Annotated in this window: 24 protein-coding genes; 14 read left to right on the top strand and 10 right to left on the bottom strand. The window is 63.4% G+C overall.

Annotation, left to right across the window (positions count from 1 at the left end):
• Window positions 1-6: 6 nt before the first annotated feature.
• From feoB to ACZ51H_RS10555, 3 genes are all read right to left on the bottom strand, one after another.
• Window positions 7-1,863 (bottom strand): ferrous iron transporter B, encoded by a 1,857-nt coding sequence (gene feoB / locus ACZ51H_RS10565; protein ID WP_464801789.1) that lies wholly within the window; start codon window positions 1,861-1,863, stop codon window positions 7-9.
• Window positions 1,860-2,114: a FeoA family protein gene (locus tag ACZ51H_RS10560; protein ID WP_460988129.1), complete on the bottom strand. Its 255-nt coding sequence runs from the start codon at window positions 2,112-2,114 to the stop codon at window positions 1,860-1,862. The genes feoB and ACZ51H_RS10560 overlap by 4 nt, the downstream gene beginning before the upstream one ends.
• Before the next feature lie 87 nt (window positions 2,115-2,201).
• On the bottom strand, window positions 2,202-2,867 hold the full coding sequence (locus tag ACZ51H_RS10555) for a COQ9 family protein (protein WP_449474404.1): 666 nt from the start codon (window positions 2,865-2,867) through the stop codon (window positions 2,202-2,204).
• A gap of 144 nt (window positions 2,868-3,011) precedes the next feature.
• Between ACZ51H_RS10555 and ACZ51H_RS10550 the strand changes: the two genes are divergently transcribed.
• The 6 genes from ACZ51H_RS10550 to ribH all read left to right on the top strand — a co-directional run bounded on the left by ACZ51H_RS10550 (window position 3,012) and on the right by ribH (window position 7,653).
• Window positions 3,012-3,701 (top strand): energy transducer TonB, encoded by a 690-nt coding sequence (locus ACZ51H_RS10550; RefSeq protein ID WP_464801788.1) that lies wholly within the window; start codon window positions 3,012-3,014, stop codon window positions 3,699-3,701.
• 8 nt (window positions 3,702-3,709) lie between these two features.
• The gene (locus ACZ51H_RS10545) at window positions 3,710-4,222 is read left to right on the top strand and encodes a hypothetical protein (RefSeq protein WP_464771469.1); all 513 of its coding nucleotides are present in this window, start codon (window positions 3,710-3,712) and stop codon (window positions 4,220-4,222) included.
• Between the two features lie 38 nt (window positions 4,223-4,260).
• Window positions 4,261-5,214, top strand: coding sequence for a bifunctional diaminohydroxyphosphoribosylaminopyrimidine deaminase/5-amino-6-(5-phosphoribosylamino)uracil reductase RibD (gene ribD, locus ACZ51H_RS10540; protein WP_464802888.1), 954 nt, complete (start codon window positions 4,261-4,263; stop codon window positions 5,212-5,214).
• Between the two features lie 32 nt (window positions 5,215-5,246).
• Window positions 5,247-5,858 (top strand): riboflavin synthase, encoded by a 612-nt coding sequence (locus tag ACZ51H_RS10535; RefSeq protein WP_464801787.1) that lies wholly within the window; start codon window positions 5,247-5,249, stop codon window positions 5,856-5,858.
• Between the two features lie 73 nt (window positions 5,859-5,931).
• Window positions 5,932-7,215 (top strand): 3,4-dihydroxy-2-butanone-4-phosphate synthase, encoded by a 1,284-nt coding sequence (gene ribB, locus ACZ51H_RS10530; RefSeq protein WP_464801786.1) that lies wholly within the window; start codon window positions 5,932-5,934, stop codon window positions 7,213-7,215.
• 15 nt (window positions 7,216-7,230) lie between these two features.
• Window positions 7,231-7,653, top strand: coding sequence for a 6,7-dimethyl-8-ribityllumazine synthase (gene ribH / locus ACZ51H_RS10525; RefSeq protein WP_464801785.1), 423 nt, complete (start codon window positions 7,231-7,233; stop codon window positions 7,651-7,653).
• 125 nt (window positions 7,654-7,778) lie between these two features.
• Here the strand turns inward: ribH and ACZ51H_RS10520 are convergent, their stop codons facing one another.
• From ACZ51H_RS10520 to ACZ51H_RS10505, 4 genes are all read right to left on the bottom strand, one after another.
• A complete protein-coding gene (locus ACZ51H_RS10520; RefSeq protein ID WP_464801784.1) occupies window positions 7,779-8,861 on the bottom strand; it encodes an alkene reductase in 1,083 nt (360 codons plus the stop codon).
• Window positions 8,862-8,960: 99 nt separating this feature from the next.
• Window positions 8,961-10,226, bottom strand: coding sequence for a DUF445 domain-containing protein (locus ACZ51H_RS10515; protein WP_464802887.1), 1,266 nt, complete (start codon window positions 10,224-10,226; stop codon window positions 8,961-8,963).
• A gap of 67 nt (window positions 10,227-10,293) precedes the next feature.
• A complete protein-coding gene (locus tag ACZ51H_RS10510; RefSeq protein ID WP_464771465.1) occupies window positions 10,294-13,455 on the bottom strand; it encodes an efflux RND transporter permease subunit in 3,162 nt (1,053 codons plus the stop codon).
• A gap of 24 nt (window positions 13,456-13,479) precedes the next feature.
• Complete coding sequence (locus ACZ51H_RS10505; RefSeq protein ID WP_464771464.1) at window positions 13,480-14,649, bottom strand: efflux RND transporter periplasmic adaptor subunit; 1,170 nt, start codon at window positions 14,647-14,649, stop codon at window positions 13,480-13,482.
• A gap of 175 nt (window positions 14,650-14,824) precedes the next feature.
• Here ACZ51H_RS10505 and ACZ51H_RS10500 point away from each other — a divergent pair, with 175 nt between their 5' ends.
• The gene (locus ACZ51H_RS10500; protein WP_460986944.1) at window positions 14,825-15,073 is read left to right on the top strand and encodes a GlsB/YeaQ/YmgE family stress response membrane protein; all 249 of its coding nucleotides are present in this window, start codon (window positions 14,825-14,827) and stop codon (window positions 15,071-15,073) included.
• Between the two features lie 67 nt (window positions 15,074-15,140).
• On the opposite strand, the gene ACZ51H_RS10495 is transcribed toward ACZ51H_RS10500, so the two are convergent.
• The 3 genes from ACZ51H_RS10495 to ACZ51H_RS10485 all read right to left on the bottom strand — a co-directional run bounded on the left by ACZ51H_RS10495 (window position 15,141) and on the right by ACZ51H_RS10485 (window position 16,309).
• Complete coding sequence (locus ACZ51H_RS10495) at window positions 15,141-15,395, bottom strand: GlsB/YeaQ/YmgE family stress response membrane protein (RefSeq protein ID WP_449474394.1); 255 nt, start codon at window positions 15,393-15,395, stop codon at window positions 15,141-15,143.
• A gap of 210 nt (window positions 15,396-15,605) precedes the next feature.
• On the bottom strand, window positions 15,606-15,905 hold the full coding sequence (sciP, locus tag ACZ51H_RS10490; RefSeq protein ID WP_097092542.1) for a CtrA inhibitor SciP: 300 nt from the start codon (window positions 15,903-15,905) through the stop codon (window positions 15,606-15,608).
• Between the two features lie 107 nt (window positions 15,906-16,012).
• Window positions 16,013-16,309 (bottom strand): hypothetical protein, encoded by a 297-nt coding sequence (locus ACZ51H_RS10485; protein ID WP_464771463.1) that lies wholly within the window; start codon window positions 16,307-16,309, stop codon window positions 16,013-16,015.
• 123 nt (window positions 16,310-16,432) lie between these two features.
• On the opposite strand from ACZ51H_RS10485, the gene mnmA reads away from it, so the two are divergent.
• From mnmA to ACZ51H_RS10450, 7 genes are all read left to right on the top strand, one after another.
• Window positions 16,433-17,539 carry a tRNA 2-thiouridine(34) synthase MnmA gene (gene mnmA, locus ACZ51H_RS10480; RefSeq protein WP_464801783.1) on the top strand — a complete coding sequence of 369 codons (1,107 nt, stop codon included), beginning with the start codon at window positions 16,433-16,435 and terminating at the stop codon, window positions 17,537-17,539.
• Between the two features lie 41 nt (window positions 17,540-17,580).
• A complete protein-coding gene (gene hisG, locus ACZ51H_RS10475) occupies window positions 17,581-18,243 on the top strand; it encodes an ATP phosphoribosyltransferase (RefSeq protein WP_449474392.1) in 663 nt (220 codons plus the stop codon).
• Entirely contained in the window at window positions 18,233-19,522 is a 1,290-nt protein-coding gene (gene hisD / locus ACZ51H_RS10470) for a histidinol dehydrogenase (protein WP_464801782.1), read from the top strand. Before hisG ends, hisD begins: the two co-directional genes overlap by 11 nt.
• Before the next feature lie 93 nt (window positions 19,523-19,615).
• Window positions 19,616-20,062, top strand: coding sequence for a transcription antitermination factor NusB (gene nusB / locus ACZ51H_RS10465; protein ID WP_464801781.1), 447 nt, complete (start codon window positions 19,616-19,618; stop codon window positions 20,060-20,062).
• A 119-nt stretch (window positions 20,063-20,181) separates the two neighbouring features.
• Entirely contained in the window at window positions 20,182-21,096 is a 915-nt protein-coding gene (gene thiL, locus ACZ51H_RS10460) for a thiamine-phosphate kinase (protein ID WP_464801780.1), read from the top strand.
• Between the two features lie 252 nt (window positions 21,097-21,348).
• Window positions 21,349-23,472 carry a sodium-translocating pyrophosphatase gene (locus ACZ51H_RS10455; RefSeq protein ID WP_464801779.1) on the top strand — a complete coding sequence of 708 codons (2,124 nt, stop codon included), beginning with the start codon at window positions 21,349-21,351 and terminating at the stop codon, window positions 23,470-23,472.
• 199 nt (window positions 23,473-23,671) lie between these two features.
• A complete protein-coding gene (locus ACZ51H_RS10450; protein ID WP_460986939.1) occupies window positions 23,672-24,352 on the top strand; it encodes a DUF2490 domain-containing protein in 681 nt (226 codons plus the stop codon).
• Window positions 24,353-24,438 lie beyond the last annotated feature (86 nt).

Below are 24,438 nucleotides of genomic sequence, written 5' to 3'. Positions count from 1 at the left end.
AGGTTCTTATAGCCCCGCTGCCGTCGCGGTCCAGTAGGTCAAGCCCGCCGCCACGTAGGCGAGCGCGAAAAGATAGCCGATCATGAAGAGCGGCCATTTCCAGCCGTTGGTTTCCCGCTTCGTCACGGCGATCGTCGAGATGCATTGCGGCGCGAACACGAACCAGGCGAGGAAGGCGAGCGCCGTGGGCAGCGGCCAATTATCCTTCAACCGATCGCCCAGGCTCCGTTCCAGCTTGGTCTCATCTTGATCCGCATCGAGCGAATAGACGGTCGCGAGTGCCGACACCGCTACTTCCCGTGCGGCCATTGCCGGGATAAGTGCGAGCGAAATGTCGCGGTTAAAGCCGATCGGCTCCAGCACGACGTTGAGCCCGTTGGCGATCCGTCCGGCGATCGAATAATTGACCTGGCTGATGCTGCTGTTCTCGGGCGCCTTCGGAAAGCTGAGCAGCACCCACAGGATCACGGTCGATGTGAAGATGATCGTGCCTGCACGCTTCAGGAAGATGACGGCACGCTGCCATAGGCCGAGCAATATGTCCTGCGGGCGCGGCCATTGATATTTCGGCATTTCCATCAGGAAGCTGCCGCTTGCGCCCTTGGTGACGGTGGCGCGGAGGATCAGCGCGACCAGCATCGCGCCGACGATCCCGGCGATGTAGAGGCAGAAGAGTACGAGTCCCTGAAGGCCGATGCCCAGCCCCACGTTGCGCGCCGGGATGAAGGCGCCGATGATCACCGCATAGACCGGCAAGCGGGCCGAGCAAGTCATGAGCGGTGCGATCAATATGGTCGTGAGCCGGTCCTTCGGATCGGCGATGGTGCGCGTCGCCATGATTCCCGGCACGGCGCAGGCGAAGGAGGAAAGCAGCGGGATGAATGCGCGGCCCGACAGGCCGACACGGGCCATCAGGCCGTCCATCAGGAATGCCGCGCGGACCATATAGCCGGTCGCTTCCAGCATCAGGATGAAGAAGAAGAGGATGAGGATCTGCGGCAGGAAGACGACCACCGATCCGACGCCGTTGATGACGCCATCGACCAGGAAGGATCGTAGCAGGCCATCGGGCAACGCGTTGGTGATGATCTTGCTTGCCGTTTCGGCCAGCCCCTCGATCATGGCGATCGGCGCTGCCGACCAGGCATAGACCGCCTGGAACATGATGAAGAGCAGCCCGAGCAGCAGCAGCAGACCTGCAACGGGGTGGAGCGCAACCCGGTCGACCGCGGCGGTCAGGCGGCGCGAGGGCGTTTCGCGAACCACCGCCGCGCGTGCGATCCTGCGCGCCTCGCTGCGCAAGGCATCGAAGTCGAGAGGCGCGGCGGTAGGCCGGACCTTGGCACTGCCATCGAACAGCGCGTCCAGTTCGGTGCGAAGATGGTCGAGCCCGCGTTTCCGAACCGCAACGGTCGAGATGACCGGCACACCCAGCTCGCGCGAGAGGATATTTGCGTCCAGTTCCAGCCCGTCGCGGGTGGCAAGGTCCACCATGTTGAGCGCCACGACCGTCGGCAGGCCAAGGGCGATCAACTCAAGCGCGAACCGCAGATGATTGTCGAGGTTCGAGGCATCGACCACCACCACCAGCGCGTCCGGCAGCCGCTCGCCATGCTGCTTGCCGAGGACCACGTCGCGGGTCACCTGCTCATCGGGGCTGGTGGGATTGAGGCTGTATGTTCCGGGCAGGTCGACCAGTTCGAGCGGGCGGCCATCGGATAGCGACAGTCTGCCTGCCTTACGTTCTACCGTCACGCCGGGATAGTTGCCCAGCTTCTGCCGCGCGCCGGTCAGGGCGTTGAACAGGGCGCTCTTGCCGGCATTGGGATTGCCGACCAGCGCAACCAGAGGCAGGCCACTCATGCCGGCTCCGCCGGACCCGTGCGGACGGTAATCGCGGCCGCATGATTGCGGCGCATCGCAATGGTCATGCGCCCGACCTTGCAGGCGATCGGACCACGCCCGAGCAAACCGCCATGATGCAGCGCTTCGACGCTCGCGCCTTCGCACAGACCGAATTCACGCAGACGCTGGCCATCCGACGCGGAAAGCGCGTCCCAGTCGATCAGGTCCACATAGGCTGGCTGGCGCAACGGCAGTTCGGACAGGCGCAAGGAAGTAAAACTCGCTGAGATCACCTGCGAGTGACTATCAATATAGATAGGAAAAGGCCAGCCGGAATCGCGGCCTTTCGTGGGCAGTCAGGTTGCGGGGTAGCGGAGCCTGCCGATGAAGCGAGCAAGGCTCAGCCGCTCACCGCCGCCTATGCCTTTCCACCTCGCCTTGGCCCGTTCGAAGCGCATCACCCCTTCGATACGCCGATCGAGGAAGGCGCGGCTATCCGCCCAATCTTCGCTTTCATCGTCCACGAACACCAGCAGCGTTGCGGCATAGACGGCCGCGAGCGTGAGGCGCTTGCTATAGTGATTGAGGTCGGTCGCGCTGTCGCCAGCCGCGCGCCACATCACATCGGCCGATCGCCAGCCCAGGCGGGCTGCGCGGACGCTGTTCTGTGGCAGGGCCATGATAGCGAGCGCGCGGCGCAAGGCTTCCCGGTCGCGCGCCAGCAGCGTCAGCCGTGCCGTGACCAGCGCGATGATACGCTGGCGAATCGACATGGTGACGAGCTTCTCTGGCGTCAGCGCCTCCAGCATGCGCGTGTCGATGCTGGCGAACCAGGCATCGATCATGTCCATCGCCCCCGCCGAAAAGGCAAGATGCGCGATGTCGGCATCCACGCGGCCTTCCGACGCGGCCATGGTGACCGCTTCGGCTCGCCAGCCGTCAAATGCGGCATGGCGAGGCAGGATCGGCGCGAGAAACGCCCGCACTTCGTCGAGGGTCGGGTCTTCAGGCAAGGTCGTCATGCCCCTTATGGTAGGGCGCGGCACGCCTGCACACAAGCGCAGGACTTCGATCAAAACATGATGTTGCAACATATCATTAGATATGATGTAACATTATGTCTGTGACGAGCAGAAACTCGCGCGGATTTTAGGATGGAGGATGCGATGGCAGTAATGGCAATGCATGCAACGGGCGGCGAGAGACGGCCTGGCTATAGTGGCGGGGGCGGATCGCCCGTCGCGATCGGAGCGACCATCGCCGTCCACGCGCTGGTGGTGGGCGCTTTCATCCTTATACCCAAGGAGGTGATCGCCCCCTATGTGCCGCAGATCCTGATCGGCAAGCAGATCCCGCTCAACCCGCCGCCTCCACCCGAAGCGCAGCCCCAGCCGCCCGAGAGCAGGCTGCCGGTGCGGCCGACGACCGACCCGATCCCGACAAATCCCGATGATCTGGTGATGCTGCCTGACAGCGAAACGGGGCCAATCGTGCCCGCCGGTGGCACTGGTACTGACACGGGCGGGGGTGTCACCCTCCCGCCGATTGAACCAGTATACGAGCCTCGGCTCGTCGAACCCGGCATCGACCCGCGCGCCATGTCCGCGTTCCAGCCCGACTATCCCGGATCGATGGTCCGCCAGGGGATGGAAGGCTCCGTCACTGTCCGCGTCAGCATCGGCGCGGATGGCAAGGTGACGGCCATCGAACGGTTGTCCGCCACGGACGAGGCCTTCTGGATCGCGACCCAGCGGCACGCCATGCGCAAATGGCGTTTCCGCCCCGCGACTCGGGACGGCGTGGCCGTGCCCGGCACCAAGGTGCTGACCGTCCATTTCAAGCTGACCGACCGTTGAATGCCGCCATGCCGGATGCAAGGCCCGGCTTTGCATCCGGCGCCGCCATCTCCTATATAGCGGCGATGGCGATCTTCCCCCGTCCGGTCTCTCCCAGAAGCGCTCTAGGCGATATGTGGAGCTATTTTCGCGAGAATCGGCCGCATAAATGGCCGCTGCTCGGGCTGTCGATGGCGATTACCTGGGTGATCATGTGGGTGTTCATGGTCGACGCGAACACCAACACGATGCCGACCCGCAACAAGATCATCTACGTCCAGAGCTGGGACGCGAGCCGGTCGGACGCGGCGATCATCCTGCAACAGAAGATCGACCTCGCAAAGAGTGAGGCTGCCTTGCAGAAGCGGCAGAAGCAGATGCAGGGATGGGCCGACTCATTCGGCATCGACTGGCGCACCGAAGAAGCCCGCAACAGCGCGCGCCGCAAGGAAGCGCTGAAGCAGATCAATGCCCAGCTCGATTCGCGACTGGCCAAGGCGGAGGCGGCGGAAAAGGCCGCGCCCCAGACCAGCCAGAATTGATTTTCCCTATGGCTGACCCCGCCGACGACCGCCGTTTCATGGCAGCGGCGATCGCCCTGTCCGAGCGCGGTCGCGGTCTGTCCACCCCCAATCCCAATGTCGGATGCCTGATCGTCCGCGACGGCGCGGTGGTTGGTCGCGGCTGGACCCAAAAGGGTGGCCGACCTCATGCCGAAGCCCAAGCGCTCGATGAAGCAAAGGATCAGTCGCGCGGCGCGACCGCCTATGTGACGCTGGAGCCCTGCTTCCACCTGTCCGCTCGTGGGCCGCGCTGTGCCGACCTGATGGCGCGGGCTGGCGTCGCGCGCGTAGTGATCGCGCTGCGTGATCCCGACCCGCGCACCGATGGCCAAGGTGCGGGGCATCTGCGCGCGCGAGGCATAGAGGTTGAAATGGGCCTGATGGCGCATGAAGCTGCTGCGGCGATGCGCGGCTTTGTCCTGCGGCAGACGCTGGGCCGCCCGGCCGTCACCTTGAAGCTAGGCCTGTCGCTCGATGGCTGCATCGCGCTCAAGGACGGGTCGAGCCGCTGGATCACCGGCGAGGCGGCGCGCGCCCATGCACATCTGGAGCGGGCGCGGCATGACGCCATCCTGGTCGGCGGCGGCACTTTGCGCGCCGACGCGCCCCGCCTTGATGTCCGGCTACCGGGACTGGAGGATCGCTCACCCCGCCGCCTGCTGCTGACTCGCGGCCGGGCGCCCAAGGGGTGGGAAGCCATTGCGCAGCCTGAGGATATCGCCGCGCTCGACCATGTGGACCATCTGATGGTGGAGGGCGGCGCGGCGGCGGCGGCGGCCTTCCTGCGCGCCGATCTGGTCGACCGCCTTCTGCTCTACCGCGCGCCGATCATCATCGGCGACGGCCTTGCGGGGATCGGCGACATTGGCCTCACCGATCTTGGCGAGGCGCACCATCGCTGGACCCTGACCGACGGACGCCAATTGGGCGAGGACCGGCTGGAGGTTTACGAGCGGCGGCGCGGCGCTTAGGAGCGTCACGGAACCATCAGGATCGCATACCCATGTTCACCGGCATCATCACCGACATCGGCACCATTCGCTCCGCCGAGCAGCGCGGGGACCTGCGCCTAGTCATCGGCACCGCCTACGACATGGAAGGCGTTGCGATCGGCGCTTCGATCGCCTGTTCGGGCGCGTGCCTGACCGTGGTGGAAAAGGGCGCGGACTGGTTCGCCGTCGACCTGTCCGCCGAAACGGTGGAGCGAACCGCGTCCGGACTGTGGGCGCAGGGCGGCAGGCTGAACCTGGAACGCGCGCTCAAGGTTGGGGATGAACTGGGCGGGCATATCGTGACCGGCCATGTCGATGGCGTCGGCACATTGGTGTCGATCACGCCGGAAGGGGATTCTACCCGGCTGGTGATCGCCGCGCCCCCGGCGCTGGCGTCCGCGCTTGCCGCCAAGGGGTCTATCACGGTCGATGGCATCTCTCTGACCGTGAACAGCGTTGAGGATCAGCCGGACGGGTCCGTTCAGTTCGGTCTGAACATCATTCCGCATACGGCTGCGGCTACCACGCTGGACGATCTGGCGACCGGAAGGACGTTCAATCTGGAGATTGACGTACTGGCCCGTTATCTCGACCGGATGCAGAGCCTTCGCGGCGCGATGTGATTGGCGCTTGAAATAATCACATCATAATGTGATAACTGCGTCCCGAGGCCGATCTGGTCAAGGAGTCGCAGTCATGTCTTCCGCGCTTATCGATACCGTTCGCACACTGGTCAATGAAGGGGGCATGTCCCGGTCGGGACTCGCGCGCGCTGCGGGCCTTCATGCCAATTCCCTGCGGAAGTTGGGGGAAACGGACTGGAACCCGACCGCCGAAACGCTGGGCAAGCTCGAAAATTATCTGGCGCGGCGCGAAGGTGGCACTGCTCTCGCCTCCCCCGAAGAGATCATCAACGAAGCGCGCAACGGCCGCATGTTCATCCTAGTCGATGATGAAGATCGGGAGAATGAAGGCGATCTGGTGATCCCGGCGCAGATGGCGACACCCGACGCGATCAACTTCATGGCGACGCATGGTCGGGGCCTCATCTGCCTCGCGATGACCAAGGATCGGGTCGATCATCTGGGCATCGACCTTATGAGCCGCAACAACGGCACGCGGCATGAAACCGCCTTCACCGTGTCGATCGAGGCGCGCGAGGGCGTAACCACCGGCATCAGCGCCGCCGACCGCGCGCGCACCATTTCCGTGGCGATCGACGGCTCCAAGGGCCGCGATGACATCGTGACCCCCGGCCACGTCTTCCCCCTCGTGGCCAAGGATGGCGGCGTGCTCGTGCGCACCGGCCATACCGAGGCGGCTGTCGATGTGGCGCGTCTCGCCGGGCTCAACCCGTCGGGCGTGATCTGCGAAGTGATGAAAGACGATGGCACCATGGCGCGCCTCGACGACCTCATCCCCTTCGCGCAGAAGCACAAGATGAAGATCGGCACGATCCGCGACCTCATCGCCTATCGCCGCCGTCATGACCATATGGTCGAACGGCGCGCCGAAACGGTCTTCAACAGCAAGTGGGGCGGCGATTGGAAGGCGATCAGCTTCTATAACAAGGCGACGCAAAGCGAACAGCTGGTGCTGCAAAAAGGCCATGTGTCGCCCGACGAACCGACGCTGGTGCGCGTGCATCAGCTTTCGCTGCTCGACGATGTCTACGGCGCCAGCGGCCCCCGCTGCGAAATCCTGCGCAAGTCGATGGAGATCATCGCCAAAGAAGGCGCGGGCCTCATCGTCGTCCTGACCAGCAACTCGCCGGCCGATTTCCTGACCCGTATCCTGCGCCATCATGCTGGCCAGCCTGGCAGCGGCATGGACGAATTGCGCGACTATGGCGTGGGCGCGCAGATCCTCGCGGAACTCGGCGTGCACGACATGATCCTGCTCACCAATTCCAGCCACAGCCTCATCGCGCTTGACGGCTATGACCTTGCCGTGGTTGGGCATCGACCCGTCGAGCTATAAAAAAGGATATCGGCCGTGGCGAAATTCCTGATCGTTGAAGCCCGCTTCTACGAACATCTCAATGACCTTCTGATCGAAGGCGCGGTGGCCGCGCTGGAGGCGGAAGGGCATAAATATGAAGTGGTGACGGTGCCCGGCGCGCTGGAAATCCCCGGAGCGGTCGCGCTGGCGGCGGAGTCCGGGCGCTATGACGGCTTCGTAGCGATCGGCGTGGTGATCCGCGGCGAAACCTATCATTTCGAGGTGGTCTCGAACGAAAGCGCGCGGGGCCTTATGGCGCTGAGCATGGACGGCATCCCCATCGGCAATGGCATCCTGACCGTCGAGAATGAGGCGCAGGCGCTGACCCGCGCCAAGCCGGATGAGAAGGACAAGGGCGGCGAAGCGGCCAAAGCCGCGATCGCCATGCTGGCCCTGCGCGAGAAATTCGGCGCCTAGGCGCTTCGGGCTTTAAAAGAGCATCGCCTCTTAATCCCGTTCGCCCTGAGCTTGTCGAAGGGCTCTACTTCTTTTTTAAGGAGAAAGGGCCGCTCGTCACCGGAGCGGCCCTTTTTCCATCAGGCTCAGCCTGCCTTGGCGAGAACCGGATAATCCACATAGCCCTCGCGGCCCTGCGTGTAGAGCGTATCGGTGCTCAAGGGGTTCAGCGGAGCCCCTAGCGACAGGCGATCGGGCAGGTCGGGATTAGCGATGAACGGGCGGCCAAAGCTGATCGCCTGGGCAAGGCCGCTGTCCAGATCCTCCTGCGCCCGCCCCGCGTCATAATCGCTGTTCAGGACGAGCGGGCCGCTGAAGTGACGGCGGACGAGCGGCGACTGACGCGGAACGTCGCTCGCGCCTCGGCTGCCGTCCGGACGCAGCTCGCGCATCTCCAGAAAGGCGATGCCGATCGGGTCAAGCGCCTTAGCAATGGCGATGGCAAGGCTGGCGGGATCACTGTCGTCCGTCCCCTGCGACGCGCCGTTGATTGAAATCCGCACCGCCGTCCTGTCAGCACCGATGGCGTCGGCGACAGCTTGCGTGATCTCGCGCAGCAGCCTGACACGGTTTTCGGGGCTGCCGCCATAGATGTCCTGCCGCTGGTTGACGCCATCGCGAAGAAATTCGTCGAGCAGATAGCCGTTGGCGGAGTGAACCTGAACGCCGTCAAATCCGGCTTCGCGGGCATTGCGCGCGGCTGTGACATAAGTGGCGATCAGGGCCGGGATTTCCCCTGCGTCCAACGCGCGGGGCTGCTCATAGGGCTTGTTGCCTTCATAGCTATGGGCGTGGCCGGGTGCGGCGATCGGACTGGAAGAGATGGGCTGCTGCCCGCTGACGCTGGAATGGACGAGGCGCCCCATGTGCCAAAGCTGCGCGAAGATACGGCCGCCGACTTCATGCACGGCCTGAGTAATCGGCTTCCAGGCCTCCACCTGCTCTGCCGTCCAGATGCCCGGTGCGAAGGGCCAGCCTAGTCCCTGACGCGACACGCCTATGCCTTCGCTGATGATCAGGCCGGCCGAAGCGCGCTGGCGATAATAGTCGGCCATGATCGGTGTCGGCACATGATCGCGGCTGGCGCGGGCGCGGGTGAGCGGCGCCATCAATATGCGATTGCGGGCCTTGATGGCGCCCAACTGAACAGGATCGAAGAGGCTGGTCATGAAAATCCCCTTATTACGGTTGCAATTTGCAACGCATAAGCTTGCCGACGCCAGCTAGGGATCGGTGATCAGGCTTTCAAGCCTGTTCGCGGCAAGATGTCAAAACAGTGTGTCAACCGCATGAATGGCCAATCCTACAAGGCCACCGACCAAAGTACCGTTAATCCGGATATATTGAAGGTCGCGGCCGACAGCGCTTTCGAGGCGGTTGGTCACGGTTCCCGCGTCCCAGCCGCGCACGGTTTCGCTCACCAGTTTGACGATGGAATCGCCATAGGCGGCCGTCGCGCCGACTGCCGCGCGCCGCACGAAGCGGTTGATCAGCAGGCGAAGGCGGGCATCGTCTTGAAGCGTGGTGCCCAGCTGGCGCAGCGCCTCGCCCAGCCGCCCCGCCATCGCCTTGCCCGGATCGCGGACGGCGCGCAGCAGGCCGGATCGTGCCTGTTCCCAAAGGCCGTCTATCCACCGCTGCATTGCGGGATTTTCCACGATCTCGTCGCGGATGCGGGCCACGCGTTCCTGCATGGCGGCATCGAATTGCAGGTCGCTGGCCAGCTTCGCCATGCCCTCTTCTGCCTTGAGGCGCAGACTGTGAGCTGGGTCCGCCGCCATCTCCGCCAGCAGACGCCGCAGTCCGTCGATGATGGCGTTGGACAGACTTTCATCCAATCCCGTCCAACGCAGGATCTTGCCCGCCCGGTCATGCACCATCTGGCGGATAAGGTGGTCATTGGCCTCCAGCGTGCGATCGGCCCAATGGATGATGCCATCCATCACCGGCGCATGACGGCCATCGCGCATCGCCGCCTCGATCGCCTGACCGATCAGCGGGGCGATGTTCATGCCCCGCAGCCGCTGAGCGATCGCACCCTTGACCATGCCGCCAAGCCGTTCCTGATCAAGCGCCTCCAGCATGTCCGCCGCCAGCCGCGACGCGCCTTCGCGCAAGCGGCCGTCGCCTCCTGACGGGCTGGCGAGGAAGCGCCCGGCGGCGGCCGCCACGTCCAGCCGCTGCATCCTGCGCGCAACGACGGCGGGGGTGAGGAAATTGTCCCGCAGGAAAAAGGCCAACGTATCGCCGATCCGGTCCTTGTTGCGCGGGATGATCGCCGTGTGCGGGATAGGGAGGCCCAGCGGATGCCGGAACAGGGCGGTGACGGCGAACCAGTCGGCAAGGCCGCCCACCATCGCGGCTTCCGCAAATGCCTGAACGAAACCGATAGCTGGATGCAGATGGACGGTAGATCGCGCGGCAAGGAACAGCAGCGCCATCGCGATCAACATGCCCGTCGCAACCACCCGCATGTCGCGCGGCGGCCGGACAGACACGTCGGCGGCGATCGGGGGAACGGGAAGCTGATTCATTGTCCGTCCAACGGTTACGCCGCCGTTTCGTTCAGCCATGCGCTTCTTTCAGGCGAGCCGACTGCCATCATTCCGCCGGTTGTGCATTTCCCTCATGCTTTGCATCGTCCCCAGGCTTGTATGTGAGCAGACGGCGGCTGAGGCGCGGACCTGCCCATCCTTCGATCTGAAGAGCCAGACTGAATGTCGCGGGCACGATCACAAGGGTGAGGAGCGTGGACAGCAGCAAACCGCCGATCACTGTGATGCCCATGGGCGCGCGCCATGCGCTGTCGCCGCCCAGCGAGATGGCGGTGGGCACCATGCCCGCAACCATAGCGACGGTGGTCATGACGATCGGCTGTGCGCGCTTGTGCCCCGCATCGATGATCGCGTCGAACCGAGGCACGCCCTTCTGGATTTCCTCCAGCGCGAAGTCGATCACCAGAATGGAGTTCTTCGCGACGATCCCGAGCAGCATCAAGATGCCGATCATCACCGGCATGGAGATAGGGTGCCCGGTAAGATGCAGCGCCAATGCCCCGCCGAGCGGCGCCAGCAGCAGCGATCCCAGATTGACGAACGGCGGCATCAACCGCTTGTAGAGCAGTGTCAGCACCGCGAGCACCAGAAGGATGCCGGAAATGACCGCAACCGTGAAGTTCTTGAGCATTTCTGCCTGCCACTTCGATTCGCCGGTGTTGATCTTCTGAATGCCCGGGATACGGCCTTCACTGATTTCCTTCATCGTGGGCAGCGCGTTGATCTTCTTCATGGCCTGACTGCTGACGATACCGGGTGCGAAGTCGGCATCGACGACGATCCGGCGGATTTGGTTATAGCGACGGATTTGCGTCGGCCCGGCACCGAATTCGATATCGGCGACCACCTTCAACGGAACCGAACCGCCGCTGACGGTCGGCACGGGCATGTTCTCGATCGTCGCGATGTCGCTGCGGCTGTCCTCGGCCACGGCCACGCGGATGGGAATCTGGCGATCCGATAGCGAGAATTTGGCCGTATTCTGGTCTATGTCGCCGATCGTGGCCACGCGAATGGTCTGGCTGAGCGCGGCGGTGGTGACCCCCAGGCTCGCGGCCAGGTCGAATCGGGGTTTGATGATGATCTCGGGCCTATTCATGTCGCCCTGGACCCGGGGCGACCGGACTTCCTTCACGCCGCTCATTTCGGAAACCAGCTTGTTAGCGACACGATCCAGCAGCGCGGCATTGTCGCTGCCGAGCATGATCGTAACGTCACGGCCCATGCCTCCACCCGCTTGCGACTGGAAGTTCACACGGGCATCCGGAATTTGCTGGAAGCGGGGCGCCATGCTGCGTTCCCACTCGACCGAGGAAGCAGGCCGGTCCTTCTTCAGTGTAAGATAGATGTTGGCGCTGGTCGGTTGGATGTCGGCGAAGGCCGCGTTGACGAACTTGGTGTCGGCGGTCAACATGTCCGCAACGCGCCGGGCGACTGCGGTGGTTTGCTGTAGCGTGCTGCCGGGCACGGTTTCGATCTTCACCTGGCTGTAATCGGTGTTCATCGATGGCTGGAATGCCATTGGCAGCGTCCCGAAGGCGAGCAGCGTGGCGATGAAGGCCAGCCCCCCGATGCCGACGGTCCAGATGCGGTGGTCGCGCAGCCAGGCCGCAAAGCGGGGGCGGGCGCCTGATGCGCGATAGGCTTTGGCCCGGCTTTCATCGAGCGACCAGTGCAGCACACGCATATAGACGTCCATCAGCCAGCCCTCGCCATGGCTTTCCTTGCCGTGTGCCTTGAGGAAATAGGCCGCGACCATGGGCGTAATGAGGCGAGCGACGGCCAGGCTGAGCAGCACCGCGACCACGACGGTCATGCCGAACTGGATGAAGAACTGGCCCGAAACGCCGGGCATCAGCGCAACTGGCAGGAATACCGCGACAATAGCCATCGTCGTCGCCAGCACTGCCAGGCCGATCTCGTCGGCCGCGTCGATCGATGCCTGATAGGCTGTCTTGCCCATGCGCATGTGGCGCACGATATTTTCGATTTCCACGATGGCGTCATCGACCAGCACGCCCGCGACCAGGCTGAGCGCCAGCAAGGAGGTCACGTTGAGCGTGAAGCCCATCATGTCCATGAACCAGAATGTCGGGATGGCTGACAGCGGGATTGCCGTGGCGGCGATAATCGTCGCGCGCCAGTCACGCAGGAACAGGAACACGACGACAACCGCCAGCACCGCGCCTTCGATCATGGACTGCATCGCCGCATGATATTGGCTCTTGGTATAATCGACGCTGTTGAAGAGTTCCTTGTAACGGATCTTCGGATTTTCTTTCTTAAGCTGGTCCAGCACCTTGATCGCATTGTCGAACACGGTGACGTCGGATGATCCCTTCGCCTTTTCCAGGCTGAAGCTCGTCACCTGCATGTCATTCATCAGCGAAAGCGACCGTTGTTCGCCATACATGTCGCGCACATCGGCAAGGTCGGACAGCTTGACGGTGCGGCCGCCGGAGATGGCGATCTGGGTCTGGCCCAGGGCATAGGCGTCCTGCGCATTGCCGAGCACGCGGATCGCCTGCTCGGCTCCCGCGATTTCGGTGCGGCCGCCTGCCGCGTTCAGGTTGACCTGTTGTAACTGCTGATTGACCTGCGCGGCCGTGACGCCGTGCGACTGCAGCTTGGCGGGGTCGAGGATAACGCGAATTTCGCGGGTGACGCCGCCACCACGCCTGACCGCCGCCATGCCCGGCACAGCAAGCAGGCGCTTGGCGACAGTATTATCGACATACCATGACAATTGTTCCAGCGTCATGTCGGTCGCTTCGGCACTGAAATAGGCGATCGGACGATCGGCATCGAGCCGCGTCACCTGCGGTTCCAATATGCCTTCTGGCAGTTCGCTACGGATCTGGTCGACAGCGTTCTTGACGTCGGCAACGCCCCGATCGATCGGCGTTCCGATCTGGAACTGCACGATCGTCATCGAATTGCCTTCGGAGACGGTCGAGGTGATCTCGTCAACGCCGCTGATACCGCGCACGGCGGCCTCGACACGCTGCGTTACCTGGGTTTCCAGTTCCGGCGGCGCGGCGCCCGGTTGTAGTACCAGCACTTGAGCAATGGGGAAGGTGACGTCGGGCTGCTGGTTGATGTCCATGCGGCCAAAGCTGACCATCCCCGCGAGAAGCAGGGCGACGAATAGCACGAGCGGGGACACCGGGTTGCGGATGGCCCAGGCCGACATATTACGAAAACTCATGACGGCTTCCTCGCCTGCGCGGGCTTACCCGGCCTTTTGAACTTGCGGCCGCACCTTCTGCCCGGGCCGCAGAAAGGCGCCTGCCGATGCGACAATGCGTTCGCCGCCATTCAGGCCTCGCGTAACCGCAACGCCCTTCGGGGAGACCTGTCCGACCTCGACGCCGCGCCGTTCGGTCTCGTCCTGCGCGTTGACGATGTAGACAAACTGTCCCTTGGCATCGGTCTGCACGGCGGACTCCGGCAGCAGCGGGGCCGTTGCCGTGCCGCTGACGATGCGGGCAGCGGCAAATCCGCCGGGGCGGATCGCCTTGTTATAGGGTATGGAGATGCGCGCGATGCCCTGCCGCGTCTGTGGATCAACGACCGGCGAAACCTGCCAAATGCGTCCGGTGAATTCCGTCTGGCCACCGACAGGGGTGACCGTCGCGCTGTTTCCCGGCCGCAACGTGGCGAGATCGCTCTCGCTCAATTGGGCCAGAAGTTCCATCTCGCCATCCTTGGCCATGCGGAAAAGCACGCCGCTGCCCGAACCGACAATCTGACCGGGTTCGACGTCGCGGGTCAGGATCAGCCCGGATGCAGGGGCGCGAATATCAAGCCGTCCCGTCCGGGCACGCTGTTCGGCCAATTGTGCAACCGCGACATTCACTCGGGCGTTGGCGGCATCACGCGTGGCTGTGCGCTGATCGATATCGGCCCGGCTGATGAAGCCGCGCTTCACAAGGGCCTGGGCACGGTCGAGCTGCGCCTGAGCCAGCTTCGCATCGGCGCGATTTACCTCTACCTGTGCGGCAAGTGAACGAACCTGCTCCGCCTGTACCGACCGTTCGATCACCGCAAGCACCTGCCCGGCGCGAACCCAATCACCCGGTTGCACCAGCACGCGCGTCACCTGCCCGCCCTCACCGACGACGCCGACAGGCATTTCCACACGCGCGGCCAGTGATCCCGTGCCGCTGACGGTGCGGGCCACGACCGACTGGCCTGGCACGAGGACGGTGACGACCGGCGCGTCTTCCGCAGGGGCTGCTCCATCCCCTCTCTTGCCATGCATGCTGATCCAGGCTGCAACGGCAATCAGGATGATCGCAATCACCGCGCCAATCGTAAGCGCCCGCCGCCTTGAAGGGCGCGGTTCTTCGCCAAAGACGCGCGCCGGAACATCTCCGGCCACCTGAGTTTCGTAATTCATCCTGATTCCATCATTCGGCCGACGGGCCGACCGGCGCTGTGTTATATGAATACATCACCCGGCTCAACCCTCAATACACTTTGCACATCGGCGGAGCAACGCGGGCTGGCCGCCTTTGCTTGCCAAATTCATGCGCCTGTGGCGCTATGCGGCATGAAGTGGACGGGAGGCTAGGATGGAATTACTAGGTTGGATCATCGTCGGCCTGTTCGCAGGAGCGATTGCCCGTTTCGTGATGCCGGGCAGAAATCCCGGTGGATGCGTGGTTACGATCCTGTTGGGAATAGCTGGGGCATTATTCGCCGCTTATGTCGGTCGATTATTGGGTGTCTATGAAGCGGACGAACAGGCGAGCTTTCTTGCGGCCGTATTGGGCTCGATAGCCGTTCTGGCCATCTATCGCTGGTTTGCGGGGCGCGGCTGAACGAACGGCGAAAAGGGCCGCGTCGAAACGCAGCCCTTCATACCCGCCAGCTTAGCTTCCGGGGTGGTTAACGCATTGATCCGCGACGGACCAGGTTGACGATGGCAAGCAGCACGATCGCACCCACGAGGGACACGAGGAAGCTGTACAGCGTCAGACCCTCATTGATCGAACCGCCACTGAAAATCAGGCCGCCGATAAAGGCGCCGACTATGCCCACCACGATGTTTAGAAGGATGCCCTGCTGCGCATCGGTGCGCATGACCATGCTGGCAAGCCAGCCGATGATGCCGCCGACAACAAGCCACAAAATGATACCCATTTCACACTCTCCTTGGACCACCGCCCCCAGCGGGTTGGCTGATGTATTTAACGGCGAAGTCGGCTTCGCGTTCCCTGGGAAATGTTTCTGGCTTGACAATGGCCGGTGAATCGGTGCGCGATCCAAGTGAAAGGGCCGCCGGATTTGCATCCGGCGGCCCTTGATGTGCCTGCATCCTTCGCTGTCCGGCGTTGAGCCGGACACGGAGGATCAGTATTTCTGCTGCCGTTCGTAGAGCGACTTGTAATATTGGATCCGCGTAACACGCAGGCCGTGCATGCCCGACCGATCGACAGCGCGCTGCCAGCCTGCAAATTCCTCAAGCGTCAGCGAATAGCGCGCGCAGGCCTCATCGACGGTCAACAAACCACCGTTGACGGCGGCGACCACCTCGGCCTTGCGACGGACGACCCAACGGGTCGTATTCGCGGGAGGCAAGCTCTCCAGAGTCAAGGGTTCCCCGAGCGGCCCGACGACCTGAGCAGGTCGGATTTTTTGATTTTCTATCATTCTCACCCTCAAAAAGCGGCACTGGCGTTGCCGAATTCAGCAGCGGCAACCGATATGCGCGTCAGCCCTGAAGATCAGCTAAAGCGCCACGGTAAACGCCCCCTTCATCATCCTTGTCCCACTCTTAAATGCTGTGCGATCAACGGGTTGAAGCTTCCCGTCGGGCGCGCGGCCTCGATCATGCCGTCCGGACGTGGCGCGAACACTTCGGCCAAATCCTGGATCCAGTCGCTCGTCTCATCCTGCCCCCGCAGGACCCCGGCCACCGCCCGCGCGGTCGGGCTGGCCGCCTGCTCCGCCGCCGAGGCGGCGCGCAGCAGCGGCCAGACCGGCGCATGCGGCCGACTGACGGGTCTGGCATTGGCGGGTTTGAGCCCGCCTGCCCGAAGGAAACCAAAATCCATGGGAAGGGAGGTAGCGAAAAAAGGATAAGGTCCGGTAAACTCGCGGGGCCGAAACGACGCTTTGCAGCGCGCGGCGTGGAATCCCGCTGGAATGCAACGGCGCGGACGATTATATGCCCGGCCATGCAGCCCCAGTTCCAGTTGCCCGAACCGCTTGCGAAGCGGCGAATCGTCGTTGCCATGTCTGGCGGCGTCGATTCGAGCGTCGTCGCCGCCCTTGCCGCGCGTACGGGCGCCGAAACCATCGGCGTGACGCTACAGCTTTACGATCACGGCGCCGCTGTCGGCCGCACGGGCAGTTGCTGCGCGGGGCAGGATATACGGGACGCGCGCGCTGTCGCCGACCGTATCGGCATCGCCCATTATGTCTTCGATTATGAAAGCCGTTTCAGGGATTCCGTCATCGCCGACTTCGCCGATGAATATATGGCGGGGCGGACGCCCATCCCCTGCGTCAAATGCAATATGGGGGTGAAGTTCACCGACCTGTTCCAGATCGCGCGCGATTTGGGCGCGGATTGTCTGGCGACCGGCCATTATGTCCGCCGCGTCGAAGGAGCGCAGGGCGCCGAACTGCACCGCGCGGCCGATCCGGCGCGGGACCAGAGCTATTTCCTCTTCGCTACCACCCCGGCACAACTTGATTATCTGCGCTTTCCGCTGGGCGGTCTCCCCAAGCCGCAGGTCCGCGAAATCGCCGCAGAACTTGGGCTGTCGGTGGCGCTGAAGCCGGACAGCCAGGACATCTGCTTCGTGCCCGATGGCGATTATGCTGGCGTGGTGCGCAAGTTGCGCCCGGACGCCGATGAAGGTGGCGAGATCGTCCATATCGACGGCCGCATCATGGGCACGCACAAGGGACTGATCCACTACACCGTAGGCCAGCGAAAGGGGCTGGAGATAGGCGGGCAGGCCGAGCCGCTCTATGTCGTCCGTCTGGAAGCCGATGCTCGGCGGGTGATTGTCGGACCCAAAGCGGCGCTCGCGGTGTCAGCGGCGCGGCTGAGCGACATAAACTGGCTTGGCGGCGACTTCAGCGGGCCGTTGACCGCCAAGGTGCGGTCGATGGCAAAGCCTGTTCCGGCAAGGCTGGAGGGTGATCGCCTGATGTTTGACGCCCCCGAATATGGCGTGGCACCGGGTCAGGCCGCCGTGCTCTACGCGGGCGACCGGGTGCTGGGCGGCGGCTGGATCGAGGCCACCGAGGCTGTACTGGCGCAAGCTGCATGAATATTGTCCTTTGTGGCGCGCGCGGCTAAGGCCCGCCGGTCATGACTCGTCCGCTCACACTCGCCATTCCCAAGGGCCGCATCCTTGATGAAGCGCTGCCGATGCTCGCGCGCGTCGGTATCGAGCCTGAAGCGGAATTTCATGACAAGAAAAGCCGGGCGCTGCGATTTGCCACCAACCGGCCCGATATCTCGATCATTCGCGTGCGCGCCTTCGACGTCGCGACCTTCGTCGCCCATGGCGCGGCGCAGATCGGCATCGTCGGTTCGGACGTGGTCGATGAGTTCGACTATTCGGAACTCTACGCGCCGGTCGATCTCGACATCGGTCACTGCCGTCTGTCGGTCGCTGAACCCGTTGACCTTGCGGGCGAGGATGAGGCCGCGATGAGCCATGTGCGGGTCGCAACTAAATATCCTTACCTCACGCGCCGCTATTATGAGGCGCGCGGCATCCAGGCGGAATGCGTGAAGCTGAACGGTGCGATGGAACTTGCGCCCTCGCTCGGCCTGTCGCGCCGGATCGTCGATCTGGTATCATCCGGCGCGACGCTCAAGGCAAACGGGCTGGTCGAAACCCATGTCATTATGCAGGTGTCGGCGCGCCTTGTCGTCAACCGCGCTGCCTACAAGATGCGGTCGGCCGAACTGGCGCCGCTGGTGGAAAGCTTCCGCAAGGCAGTGGGGAAGCGCGATGCCGCTTAGGCTCGACAGCCGCGACGCTGATTTCGCTACTGCCTTCACGGCGCTGGTCGATGCCCGGCGCGAGGCCGATGAAGACGTGTCGCGCGACGTCGCGGCAATCCTGAAGCGCGTCCGCGCCGAAGGCGACGGTGCGCTGGCCGATTACACCAGCCGGTTCGACAGGCACGATCTGGAAGCAAGCGGCTGGGCGGTTACCGCCGCCGAGTGCCGCGCCGCGTTGGACGGCATCTCGCCTGAGTTGCGCGGGGCGCTGGAACTCGCGGCGGCGCGGATCACCGCCTATCACGAAAAGCAGCGACCGCAGGACAGCGACGGCACCGACAGCGCTGGCGTACGGCTGGGCGCGCGCTGGCAGCCGGTGGATGCGGCTGGGCTTTACGTTCCGGGCGGCCGGGCAGCCTATCCCAGTTCGCTGTTGATGAACGCAATCCCCGCCAAGGTGGCTGGCGTATCTCGCATCGCCATGGTGACGCCCACGCCCAACGGCGTGATCAACCCGCTCGTCCTTGCTGCTGCCAGCATCGCGGGGATAGAGGAAATCTGGCGCGTGGGTGGCGCGCAAGCCGTGGCTGCGCTCGCCTATGGGACGGATCGGATCAAGCCGGTCGATGTCATCACAGGCCCCGGCAATGCCTGGGTCGCCGAAGCCAAGCGTCAACTTTACGGCGTCGTCGGCATCGATATGGTCGCAGGACCGTCCGAGATCGTCGTCGTCGCCGACGGGAAAAATGATCCGGACTGGATCGCCGCTGACCTGCTGAGCCAGTCGGAGCATGATCCGACCAGCCAGTCGATCCTCTTCACCGACGATGCCGCTTTCGCCGATGCCGTGGCGGCGGCCGTCGAAAAACGACTGCCACTATTGTCGACGCAGGCAGTCGCCACGACCAGCTGGGCGGCAAACGGCGCGATCATCCTCGTGCGCGATCTGGAAGAGGCGATGCCGCTGGTGAACCGCTTGGCGGCCGAGCATCTGGAACTGGCGGTGGATGATCCCGATGCCCTGTTCGCGCAGGTCCGCCATGCCGGATCGGTTTTTCTGGGCCGCATGACCCCCGAAGCCGTCGGCGATTATGTTGCAGGCCCCAACCATGTGCTGCCCACGGGTCGCCGTGCACGCTTTTCTTCGGGGCTCTCGGTGCTCGACTTCATGAAGCGCACCAGCTTCCTCAGCCTGGATCAGGCTGCGATCGATGCCATCGGCCCGGCGGCGGTCGCGCTGGCGGAGGCGGAGGGGCTACCTGCCCATGCCGCCTCCGTGGCGGTGCGGCTCAAATAACTTCCGTTCGCCCCATGCTTGTCGAGGGGCAGTATTTTCTTCAAGAAGGGCAGGGCTTCGACAGGCCAGCCCGCACGGCTATATGGAATCCTGATGACTGAACGCTCCAAATCCCGCTCCGCAGCCCGGCTTGCCGCGGTGCAGGCGCTGTACCAGCTGGAAATGGAAGGGACGCCCCTCGCCACCCTGCTGCATGAATTCCATCAGCACCGACTGGGCGCGACGATCGAAGACGTGACCTATGCCGATGCGGAAGAGAGCTTTTTCGACGATGTCGTGACCGGCGTGGACAAACGGCGCGACGAGATTGACGCCATGATCACCGCCCGCCTGTCCAAGGGCTGGAGCCTTGAGCGGCTGGACAAGCCGATGCGGCAGATCTTGCGGGCGGGCGCCTATGAACTGATCGCGCGCAAGGATGTACCGACCGGCACGGTCATCAGCGAATATGTCGATGTCGCTCATGCCTTTTACGACAAGCGCGAGGCGGGTTTCGTCAACGGCCTGCTGGACGGCGTCGCGAAGGACGTGCGCCAGTAACGAACCACCTCCGTTCGGGCTGAGCCCTTCGACAGGCTCAGGACAGGCTTGTTGAAGCCCTTAACTTCTTTAAAAGAAGAAAGACCCTTCGACAGGCTCAGGGCGAACGGAGGTCAATTATGTCCGCTGAATCCCGTTTCCTGACCCTCTTGCGCCTGCTGGCCAATGATCCCGCCGCGCGCGGCTTGCAGGACGATGTAGCGGTGCTGGACGTGGGCGGCGCGCGCCTGATCCTCACCAGCGACACCATGGTGGAGGGGGTGCATTATCTCCCCGGCGATCCCCCTGCGGACATCGGTTGGAAACTTGCCGCCGTGAACCTCTCCGACCTTGCCGCCAAGGGCGCGCGGCCCGTGGGTTGCCTGCTCAATTACGCGCTGTCGGGCGACGATGGCTGGGACGCTGCGTTTCTTGAGGGGCTGGGCGAGGCGCTTAGCCGTCATGCCATGCCGCTACTGGGCGGCGACACGGTGCAGATGCCGCTGGGCAGTCCGCGCAGCTACAGCCTGACGGCGATTGGTGAGACAAGTGGCCCCGTGCCCGCCCGTAGCGGCGCGCGCGCAGGTGATCGTCTCTATCTGACGGGTCCCGTTGGCGATGCCGGCGCGGGGCTTGAACTGCTCCGCGCGAACGCCGCCGCTTCCGGGCCGCTGGTGGAGGCTTATCGCCGCCCGCGACCCCGGCTCACCGAAGGCGCGCTGCTTGCAGGCCAAGTCCATGCGATGATGGATGTGTCCGACGGCCTGCTGATCGATGCCGCGCGCATGGCGCAGGCTAGCGGATTGGCTGTCACCATCGATCATGTTCCGCTTTCCTCGGCGCTGGAGGCGGTCAGCGGCGGCAGCACTGCCGCTCAGGTCGCCGCGGCGCGGGCGGGCGATGACTATGAGTTGCTGTTCGCACTGCCGCCCACGACAAAGCCGCCAGTACGCGCCATTCCGGTGGGTTGTTTCTCATCGGGGTCGGGGCTGAAGCTGATCATCGACGGCGCGGATATGCCGTTGCCCGACCGGCTTGGTTGGGAACATGGCTGAACCAGGACCCCGCAAGACCCTGATTCGGATGCGTTTCGTAACGGCTTGACGCCGCCCGTCCTGCCTGTAGCTTCCGTCCATCCTTTTCTCAGCCCGGTTGGACGCCCATGACGCGCGTAACCTTGATGCTGATTGACGCGGTGCCTGATGCCGGATGCGTGAATTCCGGCCGCCCGCGCTTATGCCTTTCGCCCGCCCGTTTTTCCCTGCGGAGCGGCCGATGACAGCAAAAACAGGGGGAGAGGAACATTCATGCAGATTGTCTATATCGCCATAGGGTGCGGGCTATTAGCCCTGCTCTACGGCCTGATAACCAGTCGTCAGGTACTGGCGGCCTCCGCCGGCAATGAAACCATGCAAGCGATCGCGGGGGCGATCCAGGAAGGGGCGAAGGCCTATCTCAGCCGCCAATATATGACCATTGGCATGGTCGGGGTCGTGGTTGCGGCGATCGTCTTTTTCTTTCTGGGCGCAACGTCCGCAATCGGCTTCCTGATCGGCGCAATCCTGTCCGGGTCGGCTGGCTTCATCGGCATGAACATTTCGGTGCGCGCCAATGTCCGCACCGCCGAAGCCGCACGCACGACTTTGCAGAGCGGCCTCACCGTCGCCTTTCGTGCTGGCGCGATCACCGGCATGCTGGTGGCAGGATTGGCGCTGCTCGCGATCAGTGTCTTCTTCTGGTATCTCACCGGACCCGCAGGTCATGCGCCGGACGATCGACTGGTGATCGACTCTCTGGTCGCGTTGGCTTTCGGTGCCAGCCTCATCTCGATCTTCGCACGTCTAGGGGGCGGCATTTTCACCAAGGCGGCCGACGTGGGCGCTGACCTTGTCGGCAAGGTGGAAGCGGGCATTCCGGAGGATGACCCACGCAATCCCGCCGTGATCGCCGATAATGTTGGCGACAATGTGGGCGACTGCGCTGGTATGGCGGCTGACCTTTTCGAAACCTATGTGGTCACGGTCGGCGCGACTATGGTGCTGACGGCACTGCTGGTGAGTGGGGTCGATAACATCTTCCTGCAACGGCTGATGGCGTTGCCGCTGATCGTCGGCGGGGTGTGCATCATCACGTCGATCATCGGCACCTATATGGTGCGTCTTGGTGCCAGCCAGTCGATCATGGGTGCGCTCTACAAAGGCTTCTGGACGACAGCGATCCTGTCGATCCCCGCGCTCTATTGCGTCACCCAGTTCACGCTGGGCGATCTTCAGACGCGCTTCGGCACCGATCTGGATGGCAATGGCGGCTATTCCGGCATGGAGTTGTTCTGGTCGATGATGGTGGGCCTTGCCGTTACCGGCCTGATCGTCTGGATCACCGAATATTATACCGGGACCAACTATCGCCCGGTGCGCAGCATCGCCCGCGCATCGGAAACTGGCCATGGCACCAATGTTATCCAGGGCTTGGCCGTCAGCCTGGAGGCGACCGCGCTGCCGACCCTGGTGATCGTGGGCGGCATCATCGTCTCTTATAGTCAGGCGGGCCTGATCGGCATTGCCTTTGCGGCTACGGCGATGCTGGCGCTTGCGGGCATGGTCGTGGCGCTCGACGCCTATGGTCCCGTCACCGACAATGCGGGCGGCATCGCGGAGATGGCGCATCTGGATGACAGTGTGCGGAGCAAGACCGACGCGCTGGACGCAGTGGGCAATACGACCAAGGCGGTGACGAAGGGCTATGCGATCGGGTCAGCCGGGCTTGCCGCGCTGGTGCTGTTTGGCGCTTACACCGAGGATCTGAAATTCTATAACTCGGCCCTCGGCCTGACCGAGCCGGTCGATTTCAGCTTGTCCAACCCCTATGTCATCGTCGGCCTGCTGCTCGGCGCATTGCTGCCCTATCTGTTCGGCGCAATGGGCATGACGGCAGTGGGCCGCGCGGCGGGCGACGTGGTGAAAGACGTTCGCGATCAGTTCGCTACCAACAGCGGCATCATGGAAGGGACCTCACGGCCCGACTATGCCCGCACTGTCGACCTTGTCACCCGCGCGGCGATCAAGGAGATGATCATCCCCAGCCTGCTGCCAGTGCTGGCGCCGATCGTCGTCTATTTCGCCATTTCAGCCGTGGCCGGAACGCCCAATGGCTTTGCGGCGCTCGGTGCATTGCTGCTGGGCGTGATCGTGTCCGGACTGTTTGTCGCCCTTTCCATGACATCGGGCGGCGGCGCATGGGACAATGCCAAGAAATATATCGAAGATGGCAACCATGGCGGCAAAGGCTCTGAGGCACATAAGGCAGCGGTGACCGGCGATACCGTGGGTGATCCCTACAAGGATACGGCGGGGCCTGCGGTCAACCCGATGATCAAGATCACGAACATCGTCGCGCTGCTCTTGCTCGCCGCTCTGGCGCACGGCGTCTGACGGCATTTCGCAACGAAAAGGATATGACCCCGCCCTATCATGGGGCGGGATCTTTTTTGTGCGGAAGGCGGATTTGACGGTTGCCGCTATCGGCCACGTTGCAGAAACAATCGTCACAAATATTACATAAAAGAGAAATGACGTTGTCACATAAAGGTCATAGTCGCGCCCCGACGCCATGGGGCGGAGGGAGACTATGATGCGACCGATTTTGAAACTGGCGCCTGCGCTGGTGGCTTTGGCCATTCCGGCTGTGGCGCATGCCACGGAGGATGACCAGCTTTGGACCGGCGTTAGCGCCACTGTGAAACTGAGCGACAAATGGCGCTTCTCGCAGGAGGTGATCGCCCGGTTCAGCAACGACCGCGACGGTCTGTACGAGGTCGAAATGAACTCGTTGATCGGCTACAAGGTCAGCAAGAAGGTGACGGTTTGGGCGGGATACACCCATGATCCCAATTACAATGCCGGTGACTTCTCGGTGATGGAACATCGCGGCCGCCAGCAGGTGACGTTCGACAATATCGTGAAGATCGGCCCCGGCCAGCTCAGCGCCCGCCTGCGCCTTGAGGAGCGCTGGCGCGAAGGCGTCGATGGCACGGCCTGGCGCTTCCGCCCCTATGTCAAATATGTGCTGCCCTTCAAGGAAGGCGGCAAGACCGCGTTGGTGCTGAGCCATGAAAGCTTCATCGACCTCAACACCACCAATTTTCAGCGGGTCGAGGGCGAAGAGCGGATGCGTAACATGATCGCCATCACGACCCCGATCGCGAAGAATGTGAATGCGGAAATCGGTTATCTGCATCAGCATGGCTTCCGTCCGAATGCCGACGACGCCAACGACAATGTGGCGTCGCTATCGCTCAGCTTTTCCTTCTGATTTTCGGCACCGGAGCGGGGGAGGGCGGTGCCTTTCCCCGCCCGACGGATGAAGCGGCGGCTGCCCAGCTTGCCCCTCGACCCCTC

It is taken from the genome of Sphingobium sp. TomMM15, from assembly GCF_055397045.1.
This window is presented reverse-complemented; position numbering and strand designations above follow the sequence as displayed.

Coding starts and splice junctions, on each gene's coding strand:
- ribB (WP_464801786.1), top strand. CDS start 5,932: ATGTCTTCCGCGCTTATCGATACCGTTCGCACACTGGTCAATGAAGGG.
- mnmA (WP_464801783.1), top strand. CDS start 16,433: ATGCAGCCCCAGTTCCAGTTGCCCGAACCGCTTGCGAAGCGGCGAATC.
- sciP (WP_097092542.1), bottom strand. CDS start 15,905: ATGATAGAAAATCAAAAAATCCGACCTGCTCAGGTCGTCGGGCCGCTC.
- ACZ51H_RS10455 (WP_464801779.1), top strand. CDS start 21,349: ATGCAGATTGTCTATATCGCCATAGGGTGCGGGCTATTAGCCCTGCTC.
- ACZ51H_RS10555 (WP_449474404.1), bottom strand. CDS start 2,867: ATGACGACCTTGCCTGAAGACCCGACCCTCGACGAAGTGCGGGCGTTT.
- ACZ51H_RS10485 (WP_464771463.1), bottom strand. CDS start 16,309: ATGGATTTTGGTTTCCTTCGGGCAGGCGGGCTCAAACCCGCCAATGCC.
- ACZ51H_RS10545 (WP_464771469.1), top strand. CDS start 3,710: ATGCCGGATGCAAGGCCCGGCTTTGCATCCGGCGCCGCCATCTCCTAT.
- ribD (WP_464802888.1), top strand. CDS start 4,261: ATGGCAGCGGCGATCGCCCTGTCCGAGCGCGGTCGCGGTCTGTCCACC.
- ACZ51H_RS10450 (WP_460986939.1), top strand. CDS start 23,672: ATGCGACCGATTTTGAAACTGGCGCCTGCGCTGGTGGCTTTGGCCATT.
- ACZ51H_RS10515 (WP_464802887.1), bottom strand. CDS start 10,226: ATGAATCAGCTTCCCGTTCCCCCGATCGCCGCCGACGTGTCTGTCCGG.
- ACZ51H_RS10550 (WP_464801788.1), top strand. CDS start 3,012: ATGGCAGTAATGGCAATGCATGCAACGGGCGGCGAGAGACGGCCTGGC.
- hisD (WP_464801782.1), top strand. CDS start 18,233: ATGCCGCTTAGGCTCGACAGCCGCGACGCTGATTTCGCTACTGCCTTC.
- ACZ51H_RS10495 (WP_449474394.1), bottom strand. CDS start 15,395: ATGGGTATCATTTTGTGGCTTGTTGTCGGCGGCATCATCGGCTGGCTT.
- ACZ51H_RS10500 (WP_460986944.1), top strand. CDS start 14,825: ATGGAATTACTAGGTTGGATCATCGTCGGCCTGTTCGCAGGAGCGATT.
- nusB (WP_464801781.1), top strand. CDS start 19,616: ATGACTGAACGCTCCAAATCCCGCTCCGCAGCCCGGCTTGCCGCGGTG.
- thiL (WP_464801780.1), top strand. CDS start 20,182: ATGTCCGCTGAATCCCGTTTCCTGACCCTCTTGCGCCTGCTGGCCAAT.
- ACZ51H_RS10510 (WP_464771465.1), bottom strand. CDS start 13,455: ATGAGTTTTCGTAATATGTCGGCCTGGGCCATCCGCAACCCGGTGTCC.
- hisG (WP_449474392.1), top strand. CDS start 17,581: ATGACTCGTCCGCTCACACTCGCCATTCCCAAGGGCCGCATCCTTGAT.
- ACZ51H_RS10535 (WP_464801787.1), top strand. CDS start 5,247: ATGTTCACCGGCATCATCACCGACATCGGCACCATTCGCTCCGCCGAG.
- ACZ51H_RS10520 (WP_464801784.1), bottom strand. CDS start 8,861: ATGACCAGCCTCTTCGATCCTGTTCAGTTGGGCGCCATCAAGGCCCGC.
- feoB (WP_464801789.1), bottom strand. CDS start 1,863: ATGAGTGGCCTGCCTCTGGTTGCGCTGGTCGGCAATCCCAATGCCGGC.
- ACZ51H_RS10505 (WP_464771464.1), bottom strand. CDS start 14,649: ATGAATTACGAAACTCAGGTGGCCGGAGATGTTCCGGCGCGCGTCTTT.